General features: G+C 65.6%; 11 protein-coding genes. 6 read left to right on the forward strand and 5 right to left on the reverse strand.

Annotation, left to right across the window (positions count from 1 at the left end; genetic code table 11):
- Positions 1–239 precede the first annotated feature (239 nt).
- The 3 genes from ACNFH5_RS24905 to ACNFH5_RS24915 all read left to right on the forward strand — a co-directional run bounded on the left by ACNFH5_RS24905 (position 240) and on the right by ACNFH5_RS24915 (position 3,417).
- Positions 240–719 (forward strand): winged helix-turn-helix transcriptional regulator, encoded by a 480-nt coding sequence (locus tag ACNFH5_RS24905; RefSeq protein ID WP_416750641.1) that lies wholly within the window; start codon positions 240–242, stop codon positions 717–719.
- An 11-nt stretch (positions 720–730) separates the two neighbouring features.
- Positions 731–1,858 (forward strand): HlyD family secretion protein, encoded by a 1,128-nt coding sequence (locus ACNFH5_RS24910; protein ID WP_416750643.1) that lies wholly within the window; start codon positions 731–733, stop codon positions 1,856–1,858.
- Between the two features lie 71 nt (positions 1,859–1,929).
- Complete coding sequence (locus ACNFH5_RS24915; protein WP_416750732.1) at positions 1,930–3,417, forward strand: DHA2 family efflux MFS transporter permease subunit; 1,488 nt, start codon at positions 1,930–1,932, stop codon at positions 3,415–3,417.
- Here the strand turns inward: ACNFH5_RS24915 and ACNFH5_RS24920 are convergent.
- The 5 genes from ACNFH5_RS24920 to ACNFH5_RS24940 all read right to left on the reverse strand — a co-directional run bounded on the left by ACNFH5_RS24920 (position 3,411) and on the right by ACNFH5_RS24940 (position 9,806).
- Complete coding sequence (locus ACNFH5_RS24920; protein WP_416750645.1) at positions 3,411–4,313, reverse strand: LysR family transcriptional regulator; 903 nt, start codon at positions 4,311–4,313, stop codon at positions 3,411–3,413. The two genes, ACNFH5_RS24915 and ACNFH5_RS24920, sit on opposite strands and share 7 nt — an antisense overlap.
- 73 nt (positions 4,314–4,386) lie before the next feature.
- On the reverse strand, positions 4,387–5,586 hold the full coding sequence (locus tag ACNFH5_RS24925; RefSeq protein WP_416750647.1) for an MFS transporter: 1,200 nt from the start codon (positions 5,584–5,586) through the stop codon (positions 4,387–4,389).
- A 121-nt stretch (positions 5,587–5,707) separates the two neighbouring features.
- Entirely contained in the window at positions 5,708–6,613 is a 906-nt protein-coding gene (locus ACNFH5_RS24930) for a LysR substrate-binding domain-containing protein (RefSeq protein WP_416750649.1), read from the reverse strand.
- A 392-nt stretch (positions 6,614–7,005) separates the two neighbouring features.
- On the reverse strand, positions 7,006–7,629 hold the full coding sequence (locus ACNFH5_RS24935) for a hypothetical protein (protein WP_416750651.1): 624 nt from the start codon (positions 7,627–7,629) through the stop codon (positions 7,006–7,008).
- Between the two features lie 179 nt (positions 7,630–7,808).
- A complete protein-coding gene (locus tag ACNFH5_RS24940) occupies positions 7,809–9,806 on the reverse strand; it encodes a TonB-dependent receptor family protein (protein ID WP_416750734.1) in 1,998 nt (665 codons plus the stop codon).
- Between the two features lie 353 nt (positions 9,807–10,159).
- Here ACNFH5_RS24940 and ACNFH5_RS24945 point away from each other — a divergent pair, with 353 nt between their 5' ends.
- The 3 genes from ACNFH5_RS24945 (at position 10,160) to ACNFH5_RS24955 (ending at position 14,439) form a co-directional block, all read left to right on the forward strand.
- Positions 10,160–12,601, forward strand: coding sequence for a glucose/quinate/shikimate family membrane-bound PQQ-dependent dehydrogenase (locus tag ACNFH5_RS24945; protein WP_416750653.1), 2,442 nt, complete (start codon positions 10,160–10,162; stop codon positions 12,599–12,601).
- A gap of 91 nt (positions 12,602–12,692) precedes the next feature.
- On the forward strand, positions 12,693–13,958 hold the full coding sequence (locus tag ACNFH5_RS24950) for a carbohydrate porin (protein ID WP_416750655.1): 1,266 nt from the start codon (positions 12,693–12,695) through the stop codon (positions 13,956–13,958).
- Positions 13,959–14,106: 148 nt separating this feature from the next.
- Positions 14,107–14,439 carry a DUF1508 domain-containing protein gene (locus ACNFH5_RS24955; RefSeq protein WP_416750657.1) on the forward strand — a complete coding sequence of 111 codons (333 nt, stop codon included), beginning with the start codon at positions 14,107–14,109 and terminating at the stop codon, positions 14,437–14,439.
- The last annotated feature ends 40 nt before the right edge of the window (positions 14,440–14,479 follow it).

A 14,479-nucleotide genomic window follows, 5' to 3' on the forward strand; every position in this document is an offset into this window, starting at 1 on the left:
TTCCCGAACTTGCCCAGCAACTTTCGCAGGATCGGGCAACCCCTGCCGGCTTTGGAAAATCTCCCCGCCACGCCGTTTATCCCCTCCGCGTTTTCCCTCTCGACGAGTCACTTGCGCAAAGCAAGCGACCGCATTAGATTACAACCGTAATCTTTTCGGTCGCCCTTGCCTGTTGCTCCCTCAGGCCCGTGGCAAGGCGGCCTTATTAGATGATGACGCTAATCCAAAGAGGGGCAGCCATGCGCAGATCCACCTTCGAACACTTGCCCTGCCCCGTGGCTCAGGCGCTGGACCTGATCGGCGACAGCTGGAACGTGCTGATCCTGCGCGAAGCCTTTTACGGCTCCACCCGCTTCGACCAGTTCCTCGCACGATTGGGCATCGCCAGCAACGTGCTCACCCGCCGTCTGCGCGCGCTGGTGGAAAGCGGCCTGCTGCAGCGCAGCCAGTACAACGACCACCCGCCGCGCTACGAATACCTGCTTACCGAGCGTGGCCGTGACCTGCGCCCGGTGCTGCTGACCCTGCTGCAGTGGGGCAAGCGCCACGCCGCCATGGCCAGTGCCGCTGAGCTGGTGGACACCCGTAGCGGCCGCGCGGTGCGCATCGCGCTGGTGGACGCCGACAGCGGCGAAGCCATCGGCCCACACCACCAGATCCATCGTCGCGAGGGCGACCACCTCGTCCCCGTCCACATGCCCCAAGTCGATCACGCCTGAGCGAGGCCGCCATGAACCAGTCCGTCACCCTCCCCGCCACGCCAGCCGTCGACACGGCCAAACCGAAATCGCGCAAGGGCCTCAAGCTGGCCGTCGCCGCTACAGCCATCCTCGGCGCCGGCGCCTACGCCGGGCACTGGTGGCTCGACGGGCGCTTCCTGGAAAAGACCGACGACGCCTACGTCGGCGGAGACGTGACGGTGATCAGCCCGCGCGTAGCCGGCTATATCGCCGAGCTGAAGGTGAGCGACAACCAACTGGTACGCGCCGGCGACCTGCTGGCGCGCATCGACGACCGCGACTACCGCGCTGCGCTGGCCAAGGCCGAAGGCGCGGTGCACGCCGAAGAAGCGGCGCTGACCAACGTCGATGCCCAGGCTTCGTTGCAGGATGCGCTGATACGCCAGAGCCAGGCAGAGATCGACGCCACGGCCGCCGAGGAAGTACGCACCCGCGATGACCAGCACCGCTACGCCACGCTGGTGCGCACCAATGCCGTGTCGGTGGAGGCCGCGCAACGTGCCGACGCCAGCTTCAAATCCGCCCGCGCCAACAGTGACAAGGCCCGCGCCAGCCTGCTGGCCGCGCGCCGCCAGCTCGATGTAATCCAGAGCCAGCGTCAGCAGGCCGAGGCCGCGCTGGAGCAGGCCGTGGCCGCCCGCGACCTGGCACGCCTTGACCTGAGCTACACCGAGCTGCGCGCCCCGGTGGACGGCTATATCGGCAATCGCCGCGCCCGCGTCGGCAGCTATGTGGCCGCCGGCACCCAGCTGCTGGCCGTGGTCCCCGCACAGGGCCTGTGGGTGGACGCCAACTTCAAGGAGGATCAACTGGCGCGCATGCAGCCTGGCCAGGCCGTGACCATCGAGGCCGACATCCTCCCCGGCAAGGTCTTCCACGGCCACCTGGACAGCCTGGCACCGGCCACCGGCGCGCAATTCAGCATCCTCCCGCCGGAGAACGCCACCGGCAACTTCACCAAGATCGTCCAGCGCGTACCGGTGCGCGTGCACCTGGACGACGCCGACGGTCGTCTCGGCAACCTTCGCCCCGGCCTTTCCGTGCTGGTGGAGGTGGACACTCGTGCCCATGACCACGGCGACGCCGATCAACGTGTCGCTCAGAGCAGCCGGCCGTGAGCTTCTGGAGCAGCGAGGTGGTGGCGGTGGAGAGCCTCTCCACCGGCCGCAAGGTCATCTCCTTCGCCTGCATGTGCCTGGGGATGTTCATCGCCCTGCTGGACATCCAGATCGTCTCCGCCTCGCTGCGCGACATCGGCGGCGGGCTGTCCGCCGGCGCAGATGAACTGGCGTGGGTGCAGACCAGCTACCTGATCGCCGAGATCATCGTCATCCCGCTTTCCGGCTGGCTGTCCAAGGTCATGTCCACGCGCTGGCTGTTCGCCGCCTCGGCGCTGGGCTTCACCCTCACCAGCCTGCTCTGCGCGATGGCCTGGAACATCCAGAGCATGATTGCCTTTCGTGCGCTGCAGGGCTTCCTGGGCGGTTCGATGATTCCCATGGTGTTCACCACCGGCTTCCTCTACTTCGACGGCAAGCAACGGGTGATCGTCGCCGCCACCATCGGCGCCATTGCCTCCCTGGCACCGACGCTCGGGCCGGTGGTCGGCGGCTGGATCACCGACATCTCCTCCTGGCCCTGGCTGTTCTACATCAATCTGGTACCGGGGCTGTTCGTCGCCATCGTGGTGCCGATCATGGTGCGCATCGACAAGCCCGACCTGTCGCTGCTCAAGGGCGCGGACTACCCGGCCATTCTCCTGATGGCGCTGTTCCTCGGCTGCCTGGAATACACCATGGAAGAAGGCCCGCGCTGGAACTGGTTCAGCGACGACACCATCGTCGCCACTGCATGGATTTCCGGCCTGTGCGGCGTCGCCTTCATCTACCGCAGCCTGACCGCCACGCACCCCATCGTCGACCTGCGCGCACTGAAGGAGCGTAACTTCGCCCTCGGCTGCCTGTTCAGCTTCGTCACCGGCATCGGCATCTTCGCCACCATCTACCTGACCCCGCTGTTTCTTGGCCGCGTGCGGGGCTACGGCGCGCTGGACATTGGCCTGGCGATTTTCTCCACCGGCATCTTCCAGATCATGAGCATCCCGCTCTATGCCGCCCTCGCCCGTCGCGTCGACCTGCGCTGGATCCTGCTGCTGGGCATGGTGATGTTCACCCTGTCGATGTATGAGTTCGCCCCGCTGACCCACGACTGGGGCGCAGCACAGCTGATGTTCCCGCAGGCCCTGCGCGGCATGGCCCAGCAGTTCTGTGTGGCACCCACGGTGACGCTCGCCCTCGGCTCATTGCCGCCGGATCGCCTGAAGCTGGCTTCCGGGCTGTTCAACCTGATGCGCAATCTGGGTGGCGCCATCGGCATCGCCGCCTGCGCCACGGTAGTCAACGACCGCGCCAACCTGCACTTTTTGCGCCTGGCGGAGCACCTGAACAGCAGCAACGAAGCGCTCAACCAATGGCTCGCACCGTCCATGGCTTTCAACGGCGAGCCGAGCCAGCAGGCGCTCAAGCACCTGTGGGACCTGACCTGGCGCGAGGCCCAGACGCTGACCTTTGCCGACGCCTTCCTGCTGGTGGGCGCTTGCTTTGCGGTGACACTGCTGCTGGTGCCGCTGATGCGCAAGATCGCTCCGCCCACGCAGCCCAGTGCGGACGCTCACTGAGCCGCGAGGATTTCCTCGAGGAACGCAACGAACACGCGGATGCGGCTGGAGTCGCGCAGGCTCGGCGGGTACAGCGCGTTGATGCTGCTCACCGTGCTGCCGGGGTAGGTCTTGTAGTCCGGCAGCAGCCGCATCAGCCGGCCACTGCGCACGTCCTCGGCGACCAGCCAGTCGGATAGCAATGCGATACCGCCGCCGGCCAGGGCAGTTTCCCGGAGAACGTCGGCATTGTTGCTCTGCAGCCGCCCCTGCACATTCAAAGCCCAGGTTTCCTCGCCGTCACTGCAGGACCAGGTCGCGTGCGGGCCGCCGTAGTCGAAGCGCAGGCACGAATGCTCCATGAGTTCCAGCGGATGCCGGGGCGTGCCCGCAACCCGCAGGTAGTCGGGGCTCGCCACCAGCCAGCGATCGAACTGGCCGATGGGCCGGCTGATGATGTCATCGCTGATCAGCGTCGTTCCCAGGCGCACGGACAGGTCAATCTGCTGTTTGGGGAGGTCGACGAGCTGGTCGTTCAGCGACAGGCTGATCTCCAGTTCCGGGCACCGCGCCAGCAGGCGCCCCAGGTGCGGGGCGATAACACGCCGGCCGAACTCCACCGGTACGCTCACCCGCAGCCGCCCTTTTGCCTCGCTGCCGCGATCACTGACCAGGCCGTCGGCCTCCACCAGCGCCTCGATGATTGCCACGGCCTTGTCATAGTAGGCCTGCCCGGCCAGGGTCGGGCTGCTGTGACGGGTCGTGCGATTGAGCAGCGTGGCACCCAGTTCCGCTTCCAGCGCCGCCACCTGGCGGGTCACCGAGGATGTCGCCACACCCAGCTTGCGGGCCGCGGCCGAGTAGCCGCCGCAACGGACGGTCTCGACGAACATCGACAGGGCCTGCAGTTTGTCCATGGCGGGACTCCGGGAGCGGGAAATCCCGGAGTTTACCCAATCGCCCCCGCCTTCGCCTTGCACGCCTGTGCTCTCAGGCGTGGCTCTCGCCGCGGAGCAGGAAGAGCAAGGTGGCGACCGCCGGAACGACGGCCATGCCAATGGCGAACGGCGTCCAGCTGATGGTTTCGTACAGCGGGCTGGAGACCAGCGAACCGAGCGCGCCACCGACGAAGATGCTGGTCATGTACACCGCATTCAGGCGTGCACGGCTATGCGGGTCGAGGGCGTACACCTCGCGCTGGCCGAGCACCATGTTCAGCTGCACGGCGAAATCCAGCAGCACAGCACAGACCACGAGCCAGAAGAATCCGGCACCGGGCAGCGCCCCAAGCAACAAGGCGAATGGCGCCAGCAGCAACGCCACCAGAGTGCCCTTGAACGTGTGACCTGCATCCGCCAGCCGCCCGGCGATGGGCGCGGCCACGGCGCCCACGGCACCAACCAGGGCAAATAGCGCGACCTGGGTCTGGCTGAAGCCGTGGTGACGAATCAGCTCGATGGGCGCGATGGTCCAGAACGCGCTGAACGCGGCGAACAGCAACCCCTGATAGAGCGCGCGTTCGCGCAGCACGGCGTAGCGCCGGGCCAGCGAGAACACCGAACCGATCAGTTGCGGATAGGTGGCGCTGTGCGCCGGCAGGCGGCGCGGCAGCGCTATCGCCATCACCAGGGCGATCAACAGCATCAGTACCGACGCAGCAAGGAACACCCCGCGCCAGCCGAAGACCTCTGCCACCAGGCTCGACACCGGTCGCGACAGCAGGATGCCCAGCAGCAGGCCGCCCATGATGTTGCCCACCACCCGACCCCGGGCCTCCTCCGGCGCCAGGTGCGCGGCCAGCGGCACGAGAATCTGCACCGCCACGGAGGTCAGGCCGATCAGCAGGGCGCAGGCCAGCAGCACTGATGGCGCATTCGCCAGCCCGGCGCCGGCCAGGCACAGAGCCACAGCCAGGGTGAAACCGATCACCAGCTTGCGGTTCTCCAGCAAGTCCGCCAACGGCACCAGGAACAGCAGGCCGATGGCGTAGCCGAACTGGGTCAGCGAGACGATCAGGCTGGCGTGCTGGGTGGAGAGGCCGATAGCCGGGGCGATCAGCTCGACGATGGGTTGCGCGTAGTAGAGGTTGGCGACCACGGCGCCACAGCAGAACGCGAGCAGCGCGACCATGGCCGAGGAGAGGGTCGACTGCGCGGGCGCGGTCGTGTGAGTAGTCGAAGCGGAGTTCATGACCAATCCTTGAGCGGGAAAACAGTGGCGCCAGACTAAGCCGGCAACCTTCCGGGCAGAATCGGTCGGGCCGGCAACACAGCGATGCGCAATACGCAACGCTGTCCGCCGACGGGGGGCTTCAGGCCATATCGCTGTTGCTGAATTCCTCGGCGAGGAAGTCGATCAGTGTGCGCACCGACGGCAACAAGCCGCGGCGCGACGGGAAGATCGCATGGACGATGCCGCATTTGGGCGACCAGCCTGGTAGCAACTCCACCACCCTGCCCGCAGCGAGGTCCTCGCGCACCGCCACGCGGGGCACGTGGGCGATACCGACACCGGCCAGCACAGCGTTGCGCAGGGCCAGCAGGTCATCGGTGACCATGCGCGGCTTGTGCGAGATCAGCAGGCGCTCGCCCTCCTCGTTGAACAGCTCCCACTGATACTCCCGCTGCATGCCGCCCCAGTGCAGGCTGGGCAGTTGCGCCAGGCCCATGGGCGAGCTGCCGCCCGCCATGCGCTCGAGCAGCGCCGGGCTGCCCACCAGGCACTGGGTACTGTTGGCCAGCACCTTCATCACCATGTCGGTGTTTTCCAGCGGCGGGAAACGCACCCGCAGGGCGATGTCGAAGCCCTCGTGGAGCAGGTCGATGCGGCGGTTGGTGCTTTCGATGAACAGCTCCACCAGCGGGTACTTGAGCATGTAGCGCGTCAGCATCGGTCCGACCCAGGAGTTGAGCAGCGTCGTCGGACACGCCAGCCGCACCAGTCCGCGCGGCTCGGCGCGGTTGCGTTCAATCACCTCGGAAGCCCCTTCCGCCTCGATGCGCATCGCCACGCAGCGCTGGTAGTACTCCTGGCCGATCTCGGTCAGCGAGCAGTGCCGGCTGGTGCGATGCAGCAGACGCACCCCCAGGCGCTCCTCCAACTGGGCGATGCGCCGGCTGAGCTTGGACTTGGGGATGTCCAACGCACGGCCGGCCGCGGCAAAGCCACCCTGCTCCACCACCTGGGTGAAGTAATAGAGGGTGTTGAGGTCTTCCATGGATCGTTCTCCGGGTGGAACGCTGGGAAAGCCTCGGATCTTAACGTATCGGCTGCATCGACAGGCCGACTCCGGCGTTTTCCCTCGCCTGGGAGCGAACTTCGTCCGTGATGGGCTCGTCTCGCTCCCTGCTCCTCCGCGGCGGCGGTCACCGCACGTGCCAGCGCTTTGTAGGACCGAGGGGGACGCCTGGTCCTTGCTCGCGAACCGCACGGCACGGCACGGCGACCATTCGCGAGCAAGCTCGCTCCTACTGGGAACGTGCTGCTCGGGGATCTGCACGAGCGGACGTTATCCGCGAAAGCCCTCCGCGCAGGCAGGTACGTGCAGTTCCGCGGCCACCCCAGTTTCGTCAGTGGCGAACATGAGGCGCGCCTGCAGGACGCTGGGCCTCAGCCTTTGGTTTTCTTCGGCGCGAGGCCCGGTTTGGCGAATTTCACGATCAGCCAGTTCTCGGACTTGCCGTGCTTGACCGTGACCTCGGCCACTCGAATGTTCGCCGGTACGGTCGCCAGCACCTGACGCGCATCCAGGCCGGGCTTGATGTACTTGTCGAGCTGCTCGTAGAGACGGTAGGTGATCATGCCGCTGCGCAGCGCATGGGTCTCGAAGTCGCCGATGGCCTTGGCGTCGGCCTGGGTACGGTTGGGGTTCAGTGTGTGCGCCAGCACGTCGACCACACTCTTGTCGTCGGCGATGGCGACCAGCATGAAGCGCTTGGCCACTTCCTGCAGCACTCGGCGGTACGCGGCGTCGTCATACGCGCTGTACAGCACCGCTTCGACCAGTTTCTGCTTGTCGAAGGTCAGCGCCAGGCGGAAGCGAGTACCGGCGTAGTCCACGTTGCCCTTGCAACGAGCGGTAACGCCCATGGGCTGCAGGCATTCCTCGAAGCCCTGCGGCTTGCCGAAACCTTTCTGCGCCGCACCGTAGTTGTACTTGCCGAACAGCGGGTCAGCCGCCGAGGCCATGCCCGCCACACACATCAACAATGCGCCAATTGCCCATTTGCCCATCACACGCACGTCCCGCTCGATTAAAAACTCGCGAGGATAGAGGATTCGGAGCGGTTATGGTGCCCCGCGGGCGATGACCGGCGTTGGCAGTGACCGGTTCGCGAGCAAGCTCGCTCCTACGGTGGGCTTGTAGTTCTTCGTAGGAGCGAGCTTGCTCGCGAACCGCCCTCACCACCGGATCACTCGAACCGGTATTCCAGCCCCGCCCCCGCATACCACGAACGCCCCGGCGCCGCCTCGTAGTAGCGCCCGTTGCTGTCGCCGACGATCACCGAGCCGACATACTGGCGGTCCAGCAGATTGTCCAGGCGCACCAGTTGGTGGAAGGTCCAGGGCCCCAGGTGCTGCTCGAACCGAGTGCGCCAGTTGAACACCGCGTAGCTGGGCGCCGGTTTGTCCTCGTTGCTGTCCTCGACATAGACCTTGCTGCGGTACTGGCCTTCGAAGCCCATGCTGATGCCATCCTGCGGCTTCCACACCAGTTCGCCGAACAGGCTGCTGCCGGGCACGCCGGGCAGGTGGTTGCCCTTCTCGATGGTACTGCCGCTCTCGACGAAGTCCTCGTCGTAGGTGGCGTCCAGGCGGGTGTAGGCCAGGTTGGCCTGCCAGTGTTCGGACAGGTCGCTCTGCACGCCCAGCTCGAAGCCCCGGCGCAGGGTCTTGCCGGCGTTCTGATAGCTGGTGCGACCGCCGCTGGAGCTGGCGACGACGATCTCGTCGTCGGTGCGGATCTCGAAGATCGCTGCATTGACCCGCGTGTTGCCGGCGACCTTGGCCTTCAGGCCAACTTCGTATTGCGTGCTGGTGGCGGGATCAAGACCGAAGTTGAAGCTTTCCGTCAGGCCCGGCGCGTAGGCCATCTCGGCCTGGGTCGGGGTTTCGAAACCCTTTCCGGCGCTGACGTAGCCGTGCAGGTTTGGGGTGAAGGCATACATCACCGAGAGCGACGGGTTGTTCTGTCGGTACGTCTTCGAGCCGCTGGAGTCGCCGTTGCTCAGGTAGTGGTCGTCGACTTCCATCTTCATGCTGCTGTGCCGCAGGCCGGCGTCGAAAGTCCAGTTGCCCAGCGCCCAGCGCGCCTGCACGTAAGGGTCGAGGCTGGTGGCGATGTCGTTCTCGTTGCGCCGCATCTCACCCTTCACACCGAGCTGGTCGCCGCTGAAGTTCTGGAAGCCCTTGCGGTCATCCTCGCTGCGGTCGTAATCCACCCCGGTGGTGACGGTCAGCTCACCCGGCACGCCGTGCACCGGCTGGATCCAGCGCAGGGTGCCACCGTGAAATTCACGGTCGAAGTCCACCACACCACCGCCGCGCTGGGAGTTGGAGGCAACGGTCCTGGGGATCGACAGGTACTGCACCACGCTGCGCTGGCCGGCGTAGAGGTTGAACTGCAAGGTCGCATCGCCGAAGTAGCGCTCGTAGTTCATGCCCAATTGCTGGTGGTCGATGCTCTTGCGCGTGTTGTAGGTCTCGGCGACGGAGGCCACGGAGCGCGGGTCATGCTGGTAGGCGTCCCAGGTCTGGCCGAGCGGGTCCTGCGTGCCATTCTGCTCCAGGCTGCTGTAGATCAGCGCCAGGCGGCTGTCTTCGTCGGGCTTGAAGTTGAGCTTGGCGAAGGTCTGGTCGCGGCGCGCGGCGCTGTGGTCGCGGTAGCCGTCGGTGTCCATGCGCGAGGCGTCGAGCAGGAAGCCTGCCTGGTCGGTGCCGCCCTCGGCATAGAGGTGGTTCTTGTTGAAGCCGTCGCTGCCGAAGGTAGTTTCCGCGCCGACCTTCGGCGGGCCGTAGCCGTCGCGGGAGAACATCTGGATCACCCCGCCGCTGTTGCTGCCATAAAGCGTCGAGGCCGGGCCGCGCAGCACTTCGATGCGGTCCGCGACGTCGAGGTTCAGCGTGGCTGCCTGGCCCTGGCCGTCCGGTGTGCTGGCCGGTATGCCGTCACTGAGCAGCTTCAGCCCACGAATGCCGAAGGCCGAGCGCGCGCCGTAGCCACGGGAGGATATCTGCAGGTCCTGGGCATAGTTCTGGCGGTTCTGCACCACCAGGCCGGGTACGCGCTGCAGTACTTCCGAAGCATTGACGCCGAGTTGGCCATCGCTGAGCTGCGGTTGCTGCACGGTGTCGATGGAGAACGGCAGGTCGAAGCTCGACACCGGCGCATAGGCGCCCGTCACCACCATGGGCGCAAGCAGCGCCTCACTGTCTGTTTCCGTGGCTTCAGCACGAGCCAGTTGGCCGTGGGCGACACCGCAGATCAGCAACGGCAGCAATTTGAATTGGGCAGGTACGACAGAACGATTGGCAGGCACGGCGACTAGGATTCTTCTGTAGGACCGAGCAGCGATGCTGCCAGTCTCGGCAGCCGCTGCACAGGGCTTTCGTGGGTCGGAATATTGCAAGTGATCGAGCATGCAAAAGGCTATTTCATTCGTCCTGGCTTTTTGACCAAAGGCGCATCTTCGACGATTGTACTATCTAGTTAATTAGCATGCTAAGCGTATAATCACCGAATTCCACAGCGAGAACCCTCTGTATGAAATCGGTACAGCGCGCCTCCGGCGCGAGCACTTTCATCCTCACCGGCCTGGGCGTGATCATCTCCCTCCTCGGCCTTGCCCTGGCCGCCGGCGGCATCCGCCTGGTCAGCCTTGGCGGCTCCTGGTATTTCCTCATCGGCGGCCTTGCGATGGCCGTTTCCGGCCTGCTGATCGCGCTGCGAAAGCCCGCCGGCGCCTGGCTGTTTGCCGTCTTCCTGGTCGCTACGGCGATATGGGCCGTGGCCGACACCGGCCTGGTGTTCTGGCCGCTGTTCTCGCGGCTGTTCATGTTCAGCGCCATCGGCGTGGTCGTCGCGATGGTCTATCCGCTGCTGGCGCGCTCCGCCGGGCGCGAGGCTGGCCGCGGTGCGTACGGCATCGCCGGCGTACTGGCGGTGCTGGTGGCGATTGCCGCCGGTAACATGTTCGTCGCCCACCCCAGTGTTGCCCCCACCGGCAGCGGTCCCGGGCTGACGCCGGTTGACCCGGCCCATGCGCAGAAGGACTGGGCCCACTACGGCAACACCGAAGGCGGCAGCCGCTTCGCCGCGCTGGACCAGATCAACCGCAGCAACGTCGACAAGCTCAAGGTGGCCTGGACCTATCGCACCGGCGACGTCGCGATCAGCGACGGCAACGGCGCGGAAGACCAGCTGACACCGTTGCAGGTCGGCGACAAGGTGTTCATCTGCACCCCGCACAACAACCTGATCGCTCTCGACGCGGACACCGGCAAGGAGTTGTGGAAGAACGCGATCAACGCCCAGTCCAAGGTCTGGCAGCGTTGCCGTGGCATGGCCTATTTCGATGCCACCAAAGAACTCGCCCAGCCGACCCAACCCAACAGCTCGCAGGTCATCGCCGCCAGCGTGCCGGCCGGCGCCAACTGCCAGCGTCGCTTGCTGACCAACACCATCGACGCGCGCCTGATCGCCGTCGACGCCGACACCGGCGAGTTCTGCCAGGGCTTCGGCAACAACGGCCAGGTGGACCTGAAGGCGGGTCTGGGTGATGTGCCCGATTCCTACTACCAGCTCTCCTCCGCCCCGCTCATGGCCGGCACCACCGTGGTGGTGGGCGGCCGTGTCGCGGACAACGTCCAGACCGACATGCCCGGCGGCGTGATCCGTGGCTTCGACGTGATCACTGGCGCCATGCGCTGGGCCTTCGACCCAGGCAACCCGGAAGACAAGCAGGCCCCGGCGGACGGCAAGACCTACGTGCGCAGCACCCCCAACAGCTGGGCGCCGATGTCCTACGACCCGGCGATGAACACCGTCTTCCTGCCCATGGGCAGCTCCTCCACCGACATCTATGGTGTGGAGCGCACCAGGCTCGATCACACCTATGGCGCTTCCGTCCTCGCACTGGACGCCACCACCGGTGCGCAGAAGTGGGTCTACCAGACCGTGCACAACGACCTCTGGGACTTCGACCTGCCGATGCAGCCGAGCCTGGTGGACTTCCCCATGGCCGACGGCAAGAGCGTGCCCGCCGTGGTGATCGGCACCAAGGCCGGGCAGATCTACGTGCTCGACCGCGCCACCGGCAAACCGCTCACCGAGGTGAAGGATGTACCGGTCAAGCCGGGCAACATCCCCAATGAGCCCTACTCGCCGACCCAGCCGAAATCCGTCGGCATGCCGCAGATTGGCGCGCAAACCCTCACCGAGTCGGACATGTGGGGCGCCACGCCCTATGACCAACTGCTGTGCCGTATCGACTTCAAGAAGATGCGCTACGACGGCTTGTACACCGCGCCGGGCACCGACCTTTCGCTGAGCTTCCCAGGCTCCCTGGGCGGCATGAACTGGGGCAGCCTCTCCACCGACCCGGTGCACGGCTTCATCTTCGTCAACGACATGCGCCTGGGCCTGTGGATCCAGATGATCCCCTCGGCCAACAAGGGCGCGGCAGCAGGCGGCGGCGAAGCACTGAACACCGGCATGGGCGCCGTACCGCTCAAGGGCACGCCCTACGCGGTGAACAAGAACCGCTTCCTCTCGGTAGCCGGCATTCCCTGCCAGGCGCCGCCGTTCGGCACACTTACCGCCATCGACATGAAGACCCGCCAGGTCGCCTGGCAGGTACCGGTGGGCACCGTGGAAGACACCGGCCCGCTGGGCATCCGCATGCACCTGCCGATCCCCATCGGCCTGCCGACCCTCGGCGGCACCCTGTCCACCCAGGGCGGCCTGGTATTCATCGCCGGCACCCAGGACTTCTACCTGCGCGCCTACGACAGCGGTAACGGCGAGGAAATCTGGAAGGCCCGCCTGCCCGTCGGCAGCCAGGGCGGCCCGATGACCTACGTGTCACCGAAGACCGGCAGGCAGTTCATCGTCATCACCGCCGGCGGCGCACGCCAGTCCACCGACCGCGGCGACTACGTGATGGCCTACGCACTGCCTGACAACGCAAAAGCCGCCGGCCAGTAACGATCCCATCGCGCCCGCCCGCGCGGGCGCCTCCTTCCGGCGCGGCACTACCACCGCGCCTTTTTTTATTCGCTTCACGTTCAGGATTTCCATGCGCAACTCCCTCCGCATCACGCCCGGCCTTCTGCTGTGCGTCGCGTCCCTGCCTGTGCTGGCCGAAGAAGGCCTGCTTGAACGATCCACCATGACCGGCGACTGGGGCGGCCTGCGCCACGAGCTGGAAGACCGCGGCGTCAAGTTCACCGGCGACTACAGCGGCGAGACCGCCTACAACGCCCACGGCGGCCTGCACCGCTCTGCGCGTTATTCGCAGAACATCAAGCTGGGCGTGCAGTTCGACCTGTCGAAACTCTATGGCCTGGACAACGGCGGCAAAGTCCAGCTGACGGTCAATGACCGTCGCGGCAACAGCGCCTCGGAAGACCTGGTGGGCAACCGTCTGCCGATCCAGGAAAACTACGGCGGCCTCTACACTCGCCTGACTGAGCTGAGCTACGAGCGCGACCTGAGCCAGGCAGTGAATCTCAAGCTCGGCTACATGGCCATGGGCAACGACGTCGGCGGGCTGGACAGCGGTATCCTCTGCAATTTCATGAACGCCGGTTTCTGCGGCCACCCGCTGAACATGTCCGGCGGCAGCGGCTGGACCAACTACCCCAACGCGCACCTGGGCGCGCGGGTGAAATACAGCTTCGCGCCGGACTGGCAGCTGCGCATCGCCGCCTTCAATGTCGACCCGGAAAGCAACGGCAACTCCAGCCGCGCCTGGCACCTCACGCCCAAGCACAGCACCGGCACCGTGGTGCCCATCGAGCTGATCTACAAGCCCCAGGGCGAGCTGCCCGGCGAGTACAAACTGGGCTGGTACTACGACAGCTCCGACGCGCAGCGCATCGGCAGCGACAAGGAAGTATCCGGCCGCAGCGGCCACTATCTGCTGGTGGACCAGGCCGTGTGGAACGACCCGGCCTCCAAGGGGCGCAGCCTGCACGTCTTCGGCCAGGCCTCGGCTGCCAGTAGCGCCGCCTCGCCTTTCACCAAGTGGTATGGCGCTGGCGTGGTGCTCTACAAACCCTTCGAAGACCGCCCGAAGGACAGCCTGGCGTTGGGTTACGGCCGCGCCGTGCCCAACCCGCGCAGCCGCGAAGTGCAGGAAGGCAACGCCCTTGCCAACGGCCAGGACTACCCGAACCTGGACAGCGGCGAACAGTTGATCGAGCTGAGCTACGGCTATCAGGCCACGCCCTGGCTGACCCTGCGCCCGGACCTGCAATACGTCATCGAGCCTGGAGCCTTCTCCGGCCAGGACATCGACAACGCCCTGCTGCTGGGCCTGCAAGTCAAAGCGACCTTCTGAGACAGGCCGGCCTTGAGACAAATTGATACAGTAACCTTATGATTCATAGGACTTTTCTTATACAAACAAAGCGCCCGTACTCCTAAACTGGCCTGTCACCCTGCGGGAACACCCGCAGGACGTTGACACCGGTTATATGGAGCTACACATGCCCGGTTGGTATGAAATCAAGGAACTCAGCAGCGGCAACCGTCGCGTTCTGCTCAAGAACTCTGCCCACGGTACTCTGCTGGAAACTCTGGCCTACCCGACACAGGAGGCAGCCGAGCAGGCCATCAACAGCCTCCGCAGCTCCTGTGCGGCCGTCGAGCGCTACAAGCGCCAGATGTCCCCCGGCGGCAAGAATTTCTTCGTGATCCGCGATAACACCGGTGCAGAACTGCTGACCAGCAAGCTGTACGACTCCGAGGCCGCACGCGAACAGGCAATCGCAACGATCGCCCAGGCCGGCCTCAGCACCGAGCTGCGTTCGCACGCTTGAGTGAAGAGTGACTGAAAGAGCCCCGCGCAATGCGGGGCTT

The organism is Pseudomonas sp. NY15435 (genome assembly GCF_048068295.1).
In the GTDB taxonomy this organism is placed as follows: domain Bacteria; phylum Pseudomonadota; class Gammaproteobacteria; order Pseudomonadales; family Pseudomonadaceae; genus Pseudomonas.